This window comes from Acidovorax sp. AC410 (assembly GCF_979253235.1).
Genome location: NZ_CEEDCG010000001.1, coordinates 5207767 through 5222930 on the forward strand (window position 1 = coordinate 5207767; position 15164 = coordinate 5222930).

The following is a 15164-nucleotide window of genomic DNA, read 5'->3' on the forward strand; positions in this document are numbered from 1 at the left end:
ATCGCCCCCCATGCGCATGCGCAAGAAGCACGAGCTGCCGCAGAAAACCTGCCAGCACTGCGGCCTGCCCTTCACTTGGCGCAAGAAGTGGGAGAAGGTGTGGGACGCGGTCAAATACTGCTCTGACCGCTGCCGCAGCGAGCGCAAGCGATCCGGCGGCACGGCATGAGCAGCAGCCAGCGCGAGCCCGCACCGGCCCACACCCTGCGCCTGGTGCTGGGCGACCAGCTCAACCCCGGGCACAGCTGGTTTGCCACACCCGATGCCGGCGTGGTCTATGTGCTGATGGAGGTGCGGCAAGAGACCGACTACGTGCTGCACCATGCGCAAAAAATCCTCGCCATCTTTGCCGCCATGCGCGATCTGGCGCGGCACCTGCGCAGCGCCGGGCACCGCGTGCGCTACGTGGCCATCGACGACGCCAGCAACCGCCAGTCCCTGCCCGGCAACCTGGCCGCCCTGATGGCGCACTACGGCGCGCACCGGCTTGAGTACCAGCACCCCGACGAATGGCGGCTCGACGCGCAGCTGCGCCAGTGGTGCGCCGAGCAGCCCTTTGCCACACAGGCCGTGGGCAGCGAGCATTTCTACACCACCCGCAGCGAGGTGGCCGAGCTGTTTGCAGGCCGCAAGCAGTGGCTCATGGAGCACTTCTACCGCCGCATGCGCCACCTGCACGGCGTGCTGATCGACGAAGCCGGCGAGCCCGAGGGCGGCCAGTGGAACTACGACCACGACAACCGCAAGCCCTGGCCCGGCACCCCGGCCACGCCGCCCGATGCGCGGCCCGTGCATGACCTCAGCGCCCTGTGGGCCACCATCGTGGCCGCCGGGGTGCAAAGCTTTGGCAACCCGCAGGCCGGGCAGCTGCGCTGGCCGCTGAACCGGGCCGAGGCCCTGGCCGGGCTCGACCACTTCATCGCCACCACGCTGGCGCACTTTGGCGAGTACGAAGACGCCATGAGCACGCGCAGCCCGCACCTGTTCCACTCACTGCTGTCGTTTGCCCTCAACACCAAGATGCTGCACCCGCGCGAGGTGGTGCAGCGCGCCCAGGCCGCATGGCAGGCCGGCACGGCGCCGCTGGCGGCGGTGGAGGGCTTCATCCGCCAGATCCTGGGCTGGCGCGAATACGTGCGCGGCATCTACTGGGCCCACATGCCCGGCTACGACGAGCGCAACGCCCTGGGCCACACCGCGCCGCTGCCGCAGTGGTTCTGGAGCGGCAACACCCGCATGCGCTGCCTGCAGCATGCCGTGGGGCAATCGCTCGGCGGTGCCTACGCCCACCACATCCAGCGCCTCATGGTCATCGGCAACTTTGCCCTGCTGGCCGGACTGGACCCTGCGGCCGTACACCGCTGGTACCTGGGGGTCTACATCGACGCCTTCGAGTGGGTGGAGCTGCCCAACACCCTGGGCATGAGCCAGTTTGCCGACGGTGGCCTTCTGGCCACCAAACCCTATGTCAGCAGCGCCGCCTACATCGACCGCATGGGCGACTATTGCAAAGGCTGCCACTACGACAAGAAACTGAAGGTGGGCGAGCGCGCCTGCCCCTACAACGCTTTGTACTGGGACTTCTTTGCCCGCAACGAAGCCACGCTGGGCAGCAACTTCCGCCTGGGCATGGTGTACCGCCAGCTGCAGAAGATGCAGGGGCCGCAGCTGCAGGCATTGCGTGGGCATGCCAGCCAATTGCGCTCTAACCTGGACACGCTGTAAAGCGCAGCGTGCAGCGCGCCGCGCAAGTCTCTCTGCGGCATGGTCAGCGGTCGCAGGCTGGTTTGGTGGCCAGGTTCCGCCAGCGACCCTGCTCGGTGTTGCCGGACTGGGCTACGTGGAACAACTCGTGGAGATTGACGCCACAGTGATCAGGGCTTGAGGGCATCGCATCGCATCACATGGCGCCTGACCCTTCCATCGATGGGATCGGCATCTGTTGACGGGACAGAACACGGGCCGGACGCTCACTGTTCGCCGGTTTCGTTTTTCTTCTTCTTGTCTTGGTCGTAGTGCCACTTGATGGCGAAAAACATGCCCGTGCCGAACACGAGAACCTTGAACACAATGAAGACTACAGGGACCCAATCCATCTTTTTCCTCGCTATCACTGGACACTATGTGCCGTGATCGTAGCAAGCCTGCAGGTACATAGCGCTGGACATTTTGTCTCACCCACCAGGAACAAGGCGGGCTCAATTGAGCGCTCCTGAAAAGGCGGTGGCCGCGCCTTGGTGCCCATGAGCCACCGTCGCAGCCGGGCCGGCTTGCTACGCTGCGCACACCTCCAGCACCACCCCCCGCAGCCAGCGGTGCGCCGGGTCCGCATGCAGGCGCGGGTGCCACAGCAGCGACACGGTGATTTCGGGCACCGGCACGGGCAGGGCAAAGCTGTGCAGGCCCGCGCGCAGGCCGGCGGTGTGCCGTTCGGGCACGGTGGCGATCAAATCCGTGGCGCGGGCCAGCGCCAGCGCGGTGCCAAAGCCGCTCACGATGGTGGCGATGTCGCGCACCAGGCCCAGCGGGCCCATCACCTGCTCGATGGGCCCTTGCTCCAGCCCGCGGCGCGACACGGCGATGTGCCGGCCCGCCACGTAGCGCTTGGCCGTCACCTTGCCTTTGCACAGCGGGTGCCCGGCGCGCACCACGCCCACGAAGCGGTCGCGCAGCAGCGCCTGCACCCGTACCTCGGGCCCCATGGCGGGGCCGAGCACACCGGTTTCCAGGTCCACCTCGCCGTCGCGCAGCGGGGTGCTGTCCTTGTCGGGCTTTTGCACAAAGCGCAGGCGCACGCCGGGCGCCTCGGCGGCCACGCGGGCGATCAGCGCCGGGCCGAAGGTCTCGGCAAAGCCATCGCTGGTGCGCAGGGTGAAGGTGTGCGTGAGCTGCGCCAGGTCGGGCGCCTGGGCAGGGCGCAACACGGCCTCGGTGTCGTGCACCAGCTGGCCCACGCGCTCGCGCAGCTCCAGCGCCCGGGGCGTGGGCACCAGGCCGCGCCCGGCGCGCACCAGCAGCGGGTCGCCCGTGGTCTCGCGCAGGCGCGCCAGCGCCCGGCTCATGGCCGAGGGGCTCAGGTGCAGGCGCCTGGCGGCGCGCGCCACATTGCCTTCGGTCAGCAGCACATCCAGGGTGACAAGCAGGTTCAGGTCGGGGCGGGACATACGCTTGCCATTATGGGGTGGCATGGCGTTTGGCGCACTGATTCAATGCAAATGCTGCGCCTTCCGCGATGGCTGGCAAATGCCTAACCTCGGTGCATTCCTCTGCTTTTGCCGCCGCACCATGACCCGCACGACCCTATCAACGACCCCCACTGCCGCAGCACCCCGCGGCGTGCTGGCCAGCCTGTCATTGGCCATGCTGTTGTCCTCGCTGGGCACCAGCATCGCCAATGTGGGCCTGCCCACGCTGGCACAGGCCTTTGGCGCCAGCTTTCAGCAGGTGCAGTGGGTGGTGCTGGCCTACCTGCTGGCCATCACCGCCGCGGTGGTCAGCGTGGGGCGCCTGGGCGACCTGCTGGGTCGCAGGCGGCTGCTGCTGGCGGGCATGGCGCTGTTCACCGCTGCCTCGGCGCTGTGCGCCCTGGCGCCGTCGCTGGCCTGGCTGGTGGCGGCGCGCGCAGTGCAGGGCCTGGGGGCTGCCGTGATGATGGCGCTGGCCATGGCCCTGGTGGCCGATGCCGTGCCCCCAGGGCGCACCGGCAGCGCCATGGGCCTGTTGGGCACGATGTCGGCCGTGGGCACGGCGCTCGGCCCCACGCTGGGCGGGGTGCTGATCGCGGGCTGGGGCTGGCCGGCGCTGTTTGCCATCAACCTGCCGCTGGGCGGGGCCGCATGGTGGGCGGCGCGACGCTACCTGCCTGCCGACCGCGACAGGGCCGGCACACCGCGCCCGCGCCTGGACATCACCGGCACGGTGCTGCTGGCCGCCACGCTGGCTGCCTATGCGCTGGCCATGACCCTCGGGCGCGGCCATTTCGGCATGCTGAACGCGGCGCTGCTGGCCGGTGCCGGGCTGGGCCTGGCGCTGTTCATTGGCGCGCAGCGCCGGGCAGAGCGGCATGGCGCCGCACCGCTGGTGCCCCTGGGGCTGTTCTCCAAGGGCCCGGCCCTGGGCGCCGGCTTTGCCATGGGCGCGCTGGTCACCACCGTGGTCATGGCCACGCTGGTGGTGGGCCCGTTCTACCTGGCGGGGGCGCTGGGGCTGGGCATTGCCCAGGTGGGGCTGGCCATGTCGTGCGGGCCGCTGGTCTCGGCCCTGGCGGGTGTGCCGGCCGGCCGGCTGGTGGACCGCCTGGGCACGCAGCGCACCACGCTGGCCGGGCTTGTTGCCATGGCCGCGGGCTCGGCCGCACTGGCGCTGCAGCCGGCAGGCTTTGGCGTGGCCGGCTATGTGCTGCCCCTGGTCGTCATCACCGCCGGCTATGCGCTGTTCCAGGCCGCCAACAACACGGCCGTGATGGCGGCCACGGCGCTGCAGCCGCAGCAGCGCGGCGTGGTGTCGGGCGTGCTCAACCTGTCGCGCAACCTGGGGCTGGTCACCGGTGCATCGGCCATGGGTGCCGTGTTCGCCTGGGGGGCGGGCGGGCAGGGCGGTGCCATGGTGCAGCCCGCTGCGGCGGTGGCCGGCATGCAGGCCACCTTTGGCGTGGCGGCGGCGTTGGTGGTGGGGGCGCTGGGGATTGCGCTGGCGTGCGCGTCCTCGCGCGGGCGCCCGGATGCACAGGGGAACCTTGCGCCGTGAGGCGAGTCTGCCCAACCATTCCTTTCTTTCTTTCTTTCTGTGTCCATGCTCCCGTCCATGAACTTGCCCAAGCGCATCCTTACGATCCTGCTGGCCATGGCCTGTGGCTCCGCCATGGCCGCCGAAAACCTGTCGGGCTGCCTGGCCGTGGGGCCCGGCCGGTTCGACCTGCGCACCGCGCCGGACCAGGTCTACTTTGTGGAGGTCAACCGTGCGGTGATGGACCAAATCAAGGCCCTGCAGGGCGATGTGCCCCTGCTGGTCACTCCCGTGCAGGTCAAGGCGTCCTTGCGCATCCATCCCCAGGCTGGCCCTGCCGGCAAGTACGGGGCGATTGCCAAGCTCACCGAGTTGGCGGTATCGGGCGACCGCACCCTTTGCAATTGAGTGGGCCTTGCCCGCCTGGGCGGTAGACATTGCCCGCTTGGTATTCACTGGCGGTGTGCGGTATGCTTTTTCGCATGACCGCAACACCCCTGCCCACGCTCCGCTCCCTGGCCGCCGCTGCGGCGCTGCTCTGCTGCCTGCCGCTGGCTGCCCTGGCCCAGGCGACGGCTGCAGCGGCGACAGCTGAACCTGCCACCATCTACACCCATGGCGAGTTCCGCGCCATCTCGCAGGAGCCGGGCAGCCGCGACACCTTTGCGCACATCAAGGTGGCGCCGGGCGTCAAGATCCCGTTTTCCACCATCACCTACCGGGTGCGCGATGCGGCACTGCTCAAGGGCCTGCAGCCCGGCACACGCGTGGAGTTCCGCGCCGAGCGGGTGGAGGGCGAGAATGTGCTGGTGGGCATCCGGCCGCGCCAGCAGTGATGGACCCACGCATCACCGCCCTGGTCGAGCAGGCCATCGATACCCTGGGCGATCCGGACCTGCCCGCAGCCGAGATCGAGTCGCGCATGCTCGCCTTGACAGACGGCGATGCCACGCTGGCGCGCCGGCTCATCGACGTGGTGCCCGAAGGCTTCGGGCTGGCGCTGGTCTCGCATGTCGAGCCCGCCGCCACCCTGCAGCTGCCCACCGAATTCTCGGTGCAGAATGCGGCCGGCGAGTGGGTGGACTTTCCCCTCACCCGCGAGCCGGTCTTCATCGCAGCCCTGCTGGCCGCGCAGCGCATGTTCCATGCCGGCCCGCGGCTGAAATTCCAGACCGTCACCGACCGCAGCGGCCTTCTGCAGGCCGTGAACAACGCGCTCAACGACGGCCAATCGCTCGAAGGCGCCACACTGGGCGGGCCGCGCTTCGAGGGCATACCGGCAGCGACCTACGCTGCGCCAGCCGACGGCACCTAACAGGGTCTTCCCTACAAGGCGCCCGCGGCGGGCAGGGATGATGTACCTTTCGTCCACTACTCCCAGGTACCCCACGCCATGGACCTCGCGCTTGCTCCCCCGCCGGACGATGTCAGCATCCACACCGCGCTGTCCGACCCCCGGCGCCTTGCGGCCGTGCAGCGCACCGGCCTGCTCGACAGCGCGCCCGAGGAGACCTTCGACCGCCTCACCAGCCTGGCCTCCCGGCTCACCGGCGCGCCCGTGGTCTTCGTCTCGCTGCTGGACCGGGCGCGCGACTTCCACATGAGCACCACTGCCCTGGGCCCCGGCGTGGCCACACCCGGCGGCAGCCGCGACCAGATGGGACGCACCTTCTGCCACTATGTGGCCGCCTCCAGGCAGCCGCTGGTGATCGAAGACGCCACGCTGCTGCCCGTGTTCCGCGACCTGCCCGGCGTCAAGCTCAAGGGCGTGCGCGCCTATGCCGGCGTGCCGCTGCTCACGGAAGAGGGCGACGCCCTGGGCACCTTCTGCGCGCTGGATTTCGCGCCCCGGCACTGGACCGGGCAGGACATCGACGTGCTCACCGAACTGGGCCAGTCCGCCCTGCGCGAGATCCGCCTGCGCGTCGCCCTGCAGCATGCCGCCAGCGTCAACCAGCAACTGGTCGGGCAGATCCAGCGCGTGGCCGAGCTCAACATGAAGCTTGAGGAACTGGCCACCACCGACCCCCTGACCAGCTTGCGCAACCGCCGCGCCTTCGACGCCCACATGGCACAGGAGCTGGCCATCGTGCAGCGCCGCGGCACGCCGCTGAGCCTGCTCATGCTCGACGTGGACCATTTCAAGCGCGTCAACGACACCCTGGGCCATGACGGCGGCGACCGCGTGCTGCAGGCCATTGCCGGCCACCTCAAGGCCTGCGCCCGCACGGTGGACGTGGTGGCCCGCGTGGGCGGCGAAGAGTTCGCCGTCATCCTGCCCAGCACCGGCGAGGCCGGCGCCCACGAGGTCGGCGAGCGCATGCGCAAGGCCGTGGAAGACGGCCCCTGGCCCGAGATGCCCGTGACCATCAGCGTGGGCGTTGCCACGCTGGTGGAGGGCGAGGACGCCGAGCGCATCTATGGCCGTGCCGATGCCGCGCTGTACGCGGCCAAGCAGGCCGGGCGCAACCGGGTGCAGCAGGCGTGAGTGGCAGCGCCGGGAGTGGGTCCGCATGACAAGGGCGCAGGCGCCGCGCGCCGATTCTGGGGCCATGCAAGCTGCTTGAACGTGTTCAGCGTTGCCCTACAGGGCCTTGACCAAGCGCTGAACACCCTCTTGTATCCTTGCCTCATCCGCTGTAGCGAAGCTCAAGCGCAGAGTGCTGCGATCTGCATCTGTGGCATAGAAGGGCGTTCCAGGAACAAAGGCGACGCCATGACTGATTGCGCGCCGCGCGACGACTCCGGCGTCGGTTTCGCCGCCACCCCGGCCCGTCAGTCGAGCCCAATAAAACATGCCCCCCTTGGGCCGTATGAAATCGATTGCAGGGCCAAGATCTCGCTCCAAAAAGTCGCCCATGGCTTTTGCCCGCTGCGCATAGACCTGCCGGACCTTGGTAAGGCACGCGGGCAGCCTTCCAGAGGCCAGGTAACGCGCAGCCGTCGCTTGGGCAAAGGTGCTTGTGTGCGCGTCACTGAACTGCTTGCACATGGTCGCGTTTGCCAGAAGCTCCGGTTGTCCCGCGATCCAACCGATACGCAAGCCTGGGCTTACGACCTTGCTGAGACTGCCGCAATAGACCACCCAGTCACGGCAACCGGGCATCTCGGAGGCCATCGAGTACAAGCTGGGCGGTGGTGGTGTCCCACCGAAGTACAAATCGCCGTAAGGGTCGTCTTCAACGATCAACGTCCGGTGCTTCAACGCTATTTCCAACACCTGCTTTCTCCGCGCAGCGCTAAGCATTGCTCCACTGGGGTTGCCGAAACTTGGCACAAGGTAGACGAGCTTTGGCTTGTGCAGCGAGATCAATTCCTCCAAGCGCTCAGGCACCACTCCATCCTCATCGATCGGAGCACCGATCACCTCGGCGCCATACAGGCGGAAGCACTGGATGGTCGCCAAGAACGTGGGGGCCTCGACGATCACCTTGTCCCCGGGCCCAAGCAGACACTTGCCTATGAGGTCCAGCGCCTGTTGACTCCCAGTGGTGACAATGAGCCCCGCAGGAGTTGCGTCCTTGACTCCCCTGGCTTCCATCAGGGTCGAGAGCTGTTCACGCAGAGGGTTGTAGCCCTCGGTCGCGCCGTACTGGAGCGCCGCGCCGGGCTCAAAGTTCAGCGCATCGATCGCAGCTTGCTTGATGCCGTCAGTATCAAACATCGCCGCATCCGGAAAGCCACCGGCAAAACTGATGATCTCGGGTTTCCCCAGCAGCTTGAACAGCTCGCGGATGGCTGAGGTTTCTACGTTCTCTAGTCGCTGAGCGAATTGAAGTGGCATGTGGTCAATCGAGTAGTGGTGGTGAAGTGGCCAGGAGCCTGTCGGACTTGGAGCGTCGAAAGCGAAAATGGACCGCTGCGGCTGATTTGCAGCCGACGATTTCCAAGTCCGACAGGCTCCTGGGGGAAAGAGCAATGGCTCAGTCAAGCGATATGCCAGCTGCGCGGATCACGGTGCCCCATCGTTTGGACTCCGAGCGGGCGAGGGTCTTGAACTGCTCTGGAGTACCTGGCAGGGTCTGGAGACCAAAGTCAGCGAATCGTTTGAGCGCTGCTGGGTCGGCAAGGGCCTTGTTCAACTCTTGATTCAACCGGGCCACGACTGCACTTGGCATGCCTGCAGGCCCGACCAACCCCTGAAGCGCGAAGACTTCGGAGTCTGAAACGCCCAGTTCCGTCAGAGAAGGCACATCGGGAACTGCGGCAGACCTGGTGGTCGAACTGATGGCAAGCGCGCGGACCTTTCCAGCCTTGATGTGCGAGAGTCCCGACGCAAGGTCAAGAAACATCATCTGAACTTGGCCGGACATCACGTCTTGCATCGCCGGAGCCGCGCCGCGGTAGGGAATGTGCGTGACGAAAGTATGGGTCCGTGCCTTGAACATCTCCATCGCCAGATGATGAGGTGATCCGTTTCCCGGCGAGGCATAGCTGGTCTTGCCCGGGTTTGCCTTCACGTAGGCCATCCACTCCTTGAAGTTTTGGGCAGGAAAGTCCGGATGCACCACCAGCAGCAACGGGAACTTCCCAATCGCTCCGATATAGGTGAAATCCTTCTCTGGATTGAACGGCAGCTTGGAGAACAGGTGCTCGTTGAAGAACAACAGCGCGTTGTCTGCCGACATGACGGTATAGCCATCAGCCCTGGCGCGAGCGACGAGCTCGGATCCGATGTTGGTAGCGGCTCCAGCGCGGTTGTCGACAACCAGCTGCTGACCCAGCCCTGCCCGCATCCTCTCAGCGATGGTGCGCGCCAAGTTGTCGGTGCCCCCTCCAGCTGGATAGGGCACCACCCACTTGATGGGTTGGTCGGGGTACTGGCCCTGAGATGCTGCAAGTTGTGGAACAGCAGCGCTCGCGAGAGCAGCAGCTGAAGCAATGAAATGGCGTCGATCGAGTTTGAGCATTGGGTCAGGTATCCGCAGTGAATCCGATTTGTTTGATGAGCCTTCTCCATTCCTCGGCGTCCGCACGAAGCAGATCGGACAAGACCTGGGGAGAGGAGGACTCCACGTCCATTCCCATCTGCGCCATGCTGGCCTTCAAGTCGGGCTGCGCAAGGGCGGCTTGAACGTGTGCGGCCGCGCGGGTGGCGATGGCCGACGGAGCCTTTGCCGGCAGGAACAAGCCGTACCACTCTTGCATCGTGATGGGGAGACCGAACTGTTGGTAGGTCGGAACCTCTGGCGCGAACTTGCTCGGTGAATTGCCTGAAACTGCAAGCATCCGCAGCTTCCCTGCGCGGACAAACTGCAGTGCTTCGCCCAGCGGTGTGGAGGCCGCAGCGATCTGGCCGCCAACGACATCCTGAATCGCCGGGGCCGACCCACGGTAGGGAATGTGCTTCATGGGCACACCAGAGAGGACTGAGGCCAAAGCGGCTACCAGGTGCGGCATCGATCCCGCTGCTGGCGATCCATAGTTGGCCTTTTCAGGATTCGCCCGGGCCCAAGCCAGGAAGTCCTTGAACGTTTTCACAGTCTCCGGAACCAACGGCCCCACGCTGAAGCTGTGGTTGAACCTGCAGGCCAGCGAGACTGGCTGGATGTCTTCGAGGGGCTTGTACGGAAGCTTCGGATAGGTGAACGGATAAATCGACAGCATCGACGATGGCGTGAGCAGCATCACACTTCCATCGGCTGCGCCATCACGCAGGGTCGTCACGGCAATCTGGCCGCCGGCTCCCGGCTTGTTTTCGACCAGAACATTGCTCGCGTAGTTTCCACGCAGCTTGTCCGCCACGCGGCGGGAGATCGCGTCACTGGTCCCTCCAGGCGGAAAGCCGCAGAGGATCTTGGCGAGCTCGAGGTTCTGGGCGGATGCCGGAAAGTGAGCCGCGCCGACGCCGATTGCGGCGAGTCCGATGCTGCTTTGTACAAACTGTCGACGGGTTGGCATGGGTCGTTCCTGGGTGTTCGAGGAGAGGGGCGGGAGGGGCTCAGTACAACGTCTTCAGCTTCAGATTCAGACGAGCCAGTCCGAAAAGCGCATCCGTAAAGGGCGTGGCCACTGCCGTGATGCTCCCCAGATCTTTGACAGCGCCGACCAGAGCGTCCAGCTCGGTTGGCCTGCCTGCTTCAACATCCTGGAGCATGGAGGTCTTGAATGCACCGAGCTTGCGGGTGACTGCGTGCCGGTCCTCAGGCTCTTGCGATATCGATATGCCGAGTCGGGCACCGATTTCCTTGGCTTCGAGCATCACGCGAGACATGAAGCCGCGGATCAAATCGTCGTCGAGGATTGCGTCCGTGGTTGCTCCCGTAATAGCACTCACGGTATTGACGGTCATGTTCCCCCACAACTTGTACCAAACGTCGTTTTGGATGCGTTCGGACACCGACGAAGAAAAGCCAGCTCGGTTCAGAACTGCAGCGACAGCCAGAGAACGGACGGTCTCTCCGCCCGATGGCGATCCAACAATCAGGTCATTGCCGAAGTGATGCTTGACGAAACCGGGGCCATTCAATGAACAGCTCGCGTGGACCACGCATCCGATCACCTGCTCGATCGGGATCAATTTGCCCATCTGGCCGTCTTTGTCTACTGACTGGATCCGCGCATCCTTGGACGCGCCCTGCAGTCCATGCAAGAACCACCATGGGACGCCGTTCATCGCGGTCAACACAGTGGTGTCTGGACCCATCAGGGGCGCCAGAGACTTGGCCACGCCAAGAAGAGCGGGCGCCTTGACGGCGATGATGATCAGGTCCTGCACGCCCAGTGCCGCGGGGTCAGCGTTGACCTGCACAGTGACAGGTATCACTTTCCCGGCGTCTTCGAGCCGCAATCCGTGCGACTGAATGGCTTCGAGCGTGGCGCCTCGCGCAACGACACTGACGTCGTAGCCAGCGAGGCCAAGCCTGGCTCCCAGCCATCCGCCGATCGCACCAGCCCCGTAGATGCACACCTTCTGAATCTTCATACCGTCTCCTTCTGCGATCAGGTTTTGTAGCTGGGGTCGAGTCGGTCGATCTTGCGGACAAGCGCAGCAAAGACGTCGGCTCCTGCCCCGAAATTGGGGTTGAACTGCAGGGCGTCCTGCGTTGTCTTGCGCACGATCTCCTCGGGAACAGTGATCGCCTCCCCGAGACTGGCCTGGACCACCTGAATCTCACAGGCGCGCTGTAGGGTCCAGAGTCGAACGAATGCCGAAGCAACGGTTTCGCCCATCGAAAGCAGCCCGTGATTGCGCAGGATGACCAAAGGGCGGTCGCCGATGTTCTTGATCAGGCGTGGCGCCTCATCGGAATGCACCGTGATGCCTTCGAAGTCGTGGTACGCCACATGACCATGCAGTGTCGCCGAGTAGAAATTGTTCTGTGCCAGTCCTGACTTGGTGCATGCGACTGCTACGCCGGCCGTTGTATGGGTATGCATCACACAGTGCGCATGTGGCAACTTGTCGTGGATCGCAGCATGGACAGTAAAGCCAGCTGGGTTCGCAGGCCACTCGCTAGGCTCAAGCTTGTTGCCCTCGAGGTCCACTTTCAGCAGGTTGCTAGCCGTGACTTCGCTGTAGTGCAGGCCGAACGGATTGATTAAGAACTGCTTCTGTCCACCAGTCACTTCATCTGGCAACCGGAGCGTAATGTGGTTGTAGATCATCTCCACCCAACCGAGCAGGTCGAAGATCCGGTAGCAAGCAGCAAGCTCGCACCTTGCGTTCCACTCCTGCGGATGGATACCCTCTGGGCAAATATTGTCGATAGTCATTTCTTCTCCTCACCTTGTTCACGTGCATGTTCGAGCAGGCGAGTCAGCATCAGCCCGAACGCTTCCCGTTCTGGCTCAGACAAGCACTCGAAGACCTCGTCGTTTCTCTTCGTCGCGATGCGCAAGATTTGCTTGAACAACGCAACTCCAGTGCGCGTGAGCGTCAACTCAACTCCCCGCTGGTCGAGGGTCGATGGCGTTCTCAGAACGTACTCCCGCTGGACGAGGAGGTCCGCCACTCGGCTCGCTTGGCTCTTGTCCAGGTTGGCCCTGGCCGCCAGTGAATTGACAGACAGAGATCCGAAATTTCCCAACGCTGCAATGCACCGAGCTGTGCTCAACGTGATGCCAAGGGCCTCGTACCGCGCGTCGGTGGCCTTGTCAGTCAGCTTGTTCAGAAGGTGCAGGCGATAGGTCAGGAATGTCTCAAGGCCCTGCGCTGACTGTTTCAACTCTTCGGTGCCAGGAGCTTTGCTCTTTGAAGTCGTCATGAGGGCGCCACCATGTGCGTGGTGTTTTCAGGCATTGCCTGTCCGCTGCAATCTCCGAAGGCCCCTGGGATGGATTCACTTTGGAGCCCGTTGCAAAAGCTGTTCAGATAGCGGAGATCCGCTCGGGTGTTGTCGTTGGTCATATCTTCTTTCAGACGCTTGCGACCCGCTCGGCCTGAGCAATCAGATCCAACCCCTTCTTGCTGCAGCCTTCCTCGATGAGCAAGGCGAGTGCGAGCGTAGAGAGAAACAAAGCCCGGCCCTCTGGCCCGACTCGTTCGATTGCTTCTGCCAGCTCCGTGTAGATACGATCCAGGCCGGCTGTGTCGATTGATGCTTCTTGCACGTTCACTCCCGAGAAGTTAGAGCGCGTGTCCGCAGGCGCTCAACGCTGCGCGGACATCGGTGCCGCTGTAGGACGACCAGCAGCCTGCCACATAGCCGTCAGGCCGCACGAGGAAAGCGGAGCCGTCAGATGCTTGAAAGCGCTCCTGGAACTGGCCCTCTGCATCGACGTAGATGCTGGGGTCGGTGGACTTCGAACTGGAAACCCCGACGATCGCCACTGGCATGCCGCCGCCAGCGCCTGGCTGCGTAAGCGCTGCCACCTCTTTCAAGGGGCGGCCGCCTTCGGTGTAGTGCAAGAGCACAAAGCCTGCTCCGAACAGAGACGTCAGGTGGGTTTTGGCACCATCGAAGCGCACCAGCGCCGCTTCAGGGGCAGGGCTTCCAAGATACTGCGCGGAATTACCCGCATTGGAGGCTGACACCAATGGTGTGCCGAGGTACTTGACTGGCGCCGATTGTCTTGGGTTGATCAGCATGCTTGCTGCAGGCAGTTCTGTTGATAGCCTGAGAGCGGCCTCGCGCATCAACTTGAATCCGTCGTGCGGCGGCGCCATGAACTCAGTGCTCTTGGCACCGTAGGCGATGTTCTCCCTCGCCGCATGGACACGCTCGATTGAGTAGCTGTCAATCAGCGCTTCGGGTGCGCCACCGTTCACGACCGATGCCAATTTCCAAGCCAGATTCCCTGCGTCATCGATGCCGGAGTTGAGGCCACGAACCCCGAAGATGGGTACGAGGTGCGCCGCATCTCCAGCAAGCAGCACGCGGTCGTGCCTATAGCTCGGGAGTGTCAGGCACTTGGCGTTGTAGATGGAGATCCATAGGTGCTCCCAAGGTTCGGATTCACCAATCATCTCCAGGTGCCTCTTGACGCGCGGCAGCACGTTCTCGGGTTTGACTGCCTCGAGCGGATCCTCGTCGTCCCGGATCTGATAGTCGATGCGCCAGACATCGTCGGGCTGTCGATGCATCAGGATGGTGGACCCAGGGTTTGACGGCGGATCGAACCATGCAAGGCGTTCGACCGGGCGACTGGTTTTCTGGACGACATCGACAATGACGTAGCGCCCCTCGTACTGTGTACCTTCGAACTGAAGCCCGAGAGTTTCGCGAACGGTACTGCGTCCGCCATCGCAAGCAATCACCCAATCGGCCTGTACGACTTGGGATCCATGGGGTGTTTGGACTTCTACTTCAGCCCCACCCGGCAGCGATTTGATCGCCGTGACCTTGCTCTCCCAATGCACCCCGGCGAAGCTCTCTTGGCGCTCTGCGGCATGGTGCGCGAATTCCTCCACGTAGTATTGCTGGATGTTGACCATCGGAGCGAAACGCTGTGTTGGCTCATGCGGCATTTGGAAGTGCAGGACTTCTTTGTCGCGGAAGTAGCTTCGACCGCCAACCCATGACAGCCCCTTGGCGACGAGCGGCTTGTTTGCACCTACCCAGCCGAGGATCTCCTGGGAGCGGCGTGAAACGCAGATCGCTCTGCTGCCGGAGCAGTACCCGCTGTCGGCTTCAACTACCAAATTGCCAACGCCATAGCGACCCAGTAGTGCGGCCAGAGTTAGCCCAACCGGGCCGCCGCCAACGATAAGCACGGGGATGCGGTCTGGAAGGCGTTTCGATGCTGAGGTTACTGTCACGGGCTCGACCCTCATAAGTGGTTGTGGGCGCAACTATATGGGTATTTGGTTGCGCGCGCAACTAAATTATTTGGCGGCGCACCTTCGATATTTTTCCTGCCAGCGGCGGCGGGCAAGCCGCCACGGTGGGGTGCGCGAAGACCTACTACATCCAGCAGCCGACCAGGACTGCGCCGACGAACACAAAGGGCAGGGCGCACCAGCGGAGCGCGGTTTTCAGATAGTGCATGGCTACTTG

Annotated in this window: 17 protein-coding genes; 7 read left to right on the forward strand and 10 right to left on the reverse strand. The window is 64.3% G+C overall.

From position 1 onward, the window contains the following. Positions 1-10 precede the first annotated feature (10 nt). Positions 11-169, forward strand: a complete 159-nt coding sequence (locus tag AC0IZS_RS24140) for a DUF2256 domain-containing protein (RefSeq protein WP_471637978.1) — start codon at positions 11-13, stop codon at positions 167-169. Beyond that, positions 166-1725 carry a cryptochrome/photolyase family protein gene (locus AC0IZS_RS24145; RefSeq protein WP_471637979.1) on the forward strand — a complete coding sequence of 520 codons (1560 nt, stop codon included), beginning with the start codon at positions 166-168 and terminating at the stop codon, positions 1723-1725. Before AC0IZS_RS24140 ends, AC0IZS_RS24145 begins: the two co-directional genes overlap by 4 nt. 245 nt (positions 1726-1970) lie before the next feature. On the opposite strand, the gene AC0IZS_RS24150 is transcribed toward AC0IZS_RS24145, so the two are convergent. Together AC0IZS_RS24150 and AC0IZS_RS24155 are read right to left on the reverse strand one after the other, a co-directional pair. Beyond that, entirely contained in the window at positions 1971-2096 is a 126-nt protein-coding gene (locus tag AC0IZS_RS24150; RefSeq protein ID WP_471639616.1) for a hypothetical protein, read from the reverse strand. Positions 2097-2273: 177 nt separating this feature from the next. Beyond that, a complete protein-coding gene (locus AC0IZS_RS24155) occupies positions 2274-3164 on the reverse strand; it encodes a LysR family transcriptional regulator (protein WP_471637980.1) in 891 nt (296 codons plus the stop codon). Between the two features lie 121 nt (positions 3165-3285). Between AC0IZS_RS24155 and AC0IZS_RS24160 the strand changes: the two genes are divergently transcribed. The 5 genes from AC0IZS_RS24160 (at position 3286) to AC0IZS_RS24180 (ending at position 7213) form a co-directional block, all read left to right on the forward strand. Next, complete coding sequence (locus tag AC0IZS_RS24160; RefSeq protein ID WP_471637981.1) at positions 3286-4746, forward strand: MFS transporter; 1461 nt, start codon at positions 3286-3288, stop codon at positions 4744-4746. Positions 4747-4803: 57 nt separating this feature from the next. Continuing rightward, on the forward strand, positions 4804-5133 hold the full coding sequence (locus tag AC0IZS_RS24165) for a hypothetical protein (RefSeq protein ID WP_471637982.1): 330 nt from the start codon (positions 4804-4806) through the stop codon (positions 5131-5133). A gap of 74 nt (positions 5134-5207) precedes the next feature. Continuing rightward, entirely contained in the window at positions 5208-5561 is a 354-nt protein-coding gene (locus tag AC0IZS_RS24170) for a copper-binding protein (protein WP_471637983.1), read from the forward strand. Continuing rightward, a complete protein-coding gene (locus tag AC0IZS_RS24175) occupies positions 5561-6040 on the forward strand; it encodes a hypothetical protein (RefSeq protein ID WP_471637984.1) in 480 nt (159 codons plus the stop codon). Before AC0IZS_RS24170 ends, AC0IZS_RS24175 begins: the two co-directional genes overlap by 1 nt. Before the next feature lie 78 nt (positions 6041-6118). Next, on the forward strand, positions 6119-7213 hold the full coding sequence (locus AC0IZS_RS24180) for a sensor domain-containing diguanylate cyclase (RefSeq protein WP_471637985.1): 1095 nt from the start codon (positions 6119-6121) through the stop codon (positions 7211-7213). 96 nt (positions 7214-7309) lie between these two features. On the opposite strand, the gene AC0IZS_RS24185 is transcribed toward AC0IZS_RS24180, so the two are convergent. The 8 genes from AC0IZS_RS24185 to AC0IZS_RS24220 all read right to left on the reverse strand — a co-directional run bounded on the left by AC0IZS_RS24185 (position 7310) and on the right by AC0IZS_RS24220 (position 14941). Then, positions 7310-8509: an aminotransferase-like domain-containing protein gene (locus AC0IZS_RS24185; protein WP_471637986.1), complete on the reverse strand. Its 1200-nt coding sequence runs from the start codon at positions 8507-8509 to the stop codon at positions 7310-7312. Positions 8510-8648: 139 nt separating this feature from the next. Next, the gene (locus AC0IZS_RS24190) at positions 8649-9635 is read right to left on the reverse strand and encodes a Bug family tripartite tricarboxylate transporter substrate binding protein (RefSeq protein WP_471637987.1); all 987 of its coding nucleotides are present in this window, start codon (positions 9633-9635) and stop codon (positions 8649-8651) included. A gap of 4 nt (positions 9636-9639) precedes the next feature. Further along, positions 9640-10626 carry a tripartite tricarboxylate transporter substrate-binding protein gene (locus AC0IZS_RS24195; RefSeq protein WP_471637988.1) on the reverse strand — a complete coding sequence of 329 codons (987 nt, stop codon included), beginning with the start codon at positions 10624-10626 and terminating at the stop codon, positions 9640-9642. A gap of 40 nt (positions 10627-10666) precedes the next feature. Next, positions 10667-11650 carry a 2-dehydropantoate 2-reductase gene (locus AC0IZS_RS24200; RefSeq protein ID WP_471637989.1) on the reverse strand — a complete coding sequence of 328 codons (984 nt, stop codon included), beginning with the start codon at positions 11648-11650 and terminating at the stop codon, positions 10667-10669. 17 nt (positions 11651-11667) lie between these two features. Beyond that, positions 11668-12441 carry a class II aldolase/adducin family protein gene (locus tag AC0IZS_RS24205; RefSeq protein WP_471637990.1) on the reverse strand — a complete coding sequence of 258 codons (774 nt, stop codon included), beginning with the start codon at positions 12439-12441 and terminating at the stop codon, positions 11668-11670. Continuing rightward, a complete protein-coding gene (locus AC0IZS_RS24210; protein ID WP_471637991.1) occupies positions 12438-12932 on the reverse strand; it encodes a MarR family winged helix-turn-helix transcriptional regulator in 495 nt (164 codons plus the stop codon). The genes AC0IZS_RS24205 and AC0IZS_RS24210 overlap by 4 nt, the downstream gene beginning before the upstream one ends. 151 nt (positions 12933-13083) lie before the next feature. After that, entirely contained in the window at positions 13084-13278 is a 195-nt protein-coding gene (locus AC0IZS_RS24215) for a hypothetical protein (RefSeq protein ID WP_471637992.1), read from the reverse strand. 16 nt (positions 13279-13294) lie between these two features. Then, on the reverse strand, positions 13295-14941 hold the full coding sequence (locus tag AC0IZS_RS24220; RefSeq protein ID WP_471637993.1) for an FAD-dependent oxidoreductase: 1647 nt from the start codon (positions 14939-14941) through the stop codon (positions 13295-13297). Positions 14942-15164 lie beyond the last annotated feature (223 nt).

Excerpts from the sequence above, each read along its gene's own strand:
- AC0IZS_RS24165 (WP_471637982.1), top strand. The coding sequence starts at position 4,804 with ATGAACTTGCCCAAGCGCATCCTTACGATCCTGCTGGCCATGGCCTGT.
- AC0IZS_RS24220 (WP_471637993.1), bottom strand. The coding sequence starts at position 14,941 with ATGAGGGTCGAGCCCGTGACAGTAACCTCAGCATCGAAACGCCTTCCA.
- AC0IZS_RS24200 (WP_471637989.1), bottom strand. The coding sequence starts at position 11,650 with ATGAAGATTCAGAAGGTGTGCATCTACGGGGCTGGTGCGATCGGCGGA.
- AC0IZS_RS24205 (WP_471637990.1), bottom strand. The coding sequence starts at position 12,441 with ATGACTATCGACAATATTTGCCCAGAGGGTATCCATCCGCAGGAGTGG.
- AC0IZS_RS24150 (WP_471639616.1), bottom strand. The coding sequence starts at position 2,096 with ATGGATTGGGTCCCTGTAGTCTTCATTGTGTTCAAGGTTCTCGTGTTC.
- AC0IZS_RS24145 (WP_471637979.1), top strand. The coding sequence starts at position 166 with ATGAGCAGCAGCCAGCGCGAGCCCGCACCGGCCCACACCCTGCGCCTG.
- AC0IZS_RS24140 (WP_471637978.1), top strand. The coding sequence starts at position 11 with ATGCGCATGCGCAAGAAGCACGAGCTGCCGCAGAAAACCTGCCAGCAC.
- AC0IZS_RS24185 (WP_471637986.1), bottom strand. The coding sequence starts at position 8,509 with ATGCCACTTCAATTCGCTCAGCGACTAGAGAACGTAGAAACCTCAGCC.
- AC0IZS_RS24175 (WP_471637984.1), top strand. The coding sequence starts at position 5,561 with ATGGACCCACGCATCACCGCCCTGGTCGAGCAGGCCATCGATACCCTG.
- AC0IZS_RS24160 (WP_471637981.1), top strand. The coding sequence starts at position 3,286 with ATGACCCGCACGACCCTATCAACGACCCCCACTGCCGCAGCACCCCGC.
- AC0IZS_RS24155 (WP_471637980.1), bottom strand. The coding sequence starts at position 3,164 with ATGTCCCGCCCCGACCTGAACCTGCTTGTCACCCTGGATGTGCTGCTG.
- AC0IZS_RS24190 (WP_471637987.1), bottom strand. The coding sequence starts at position 9,635 with ATGCTCAAACTCGATCGACGCCATTTCATTGCTTCAGCTGCTGCTCTC.
- AC0IZS_RS24180 (WP_471637985.1), top strand. The coding sequence starts at position 6,119 with ATGGACCTCGCGCTTGCTCCCCCGCCGGACGATGTCAGCATCCACACC.
- AC0IZS_RS24210 (WP_471637991.1), bottom strand. The coding sequence starts at position 12,932 with ATGACGACTTCAAAGAGCAAAGCTCCTGGCACCGAAGAGTTGAAACAG.
- AC0IZS_RS24195 (WP_471637988.1), bottom strand. The coding sequence starts at position 10,626 with ATGCCAACCCGTCGACAGTTTGTACAAAGCAGCATCGGACTCGCCGCA.
- AC0IZS_RS24170 (WP_471637983.1), top strand. The coding sequence starts at position 5,208 with ATGACCGCAACACCCCTGCCCACGCTCCGCTCCCTGGCCGCCGCTGCG.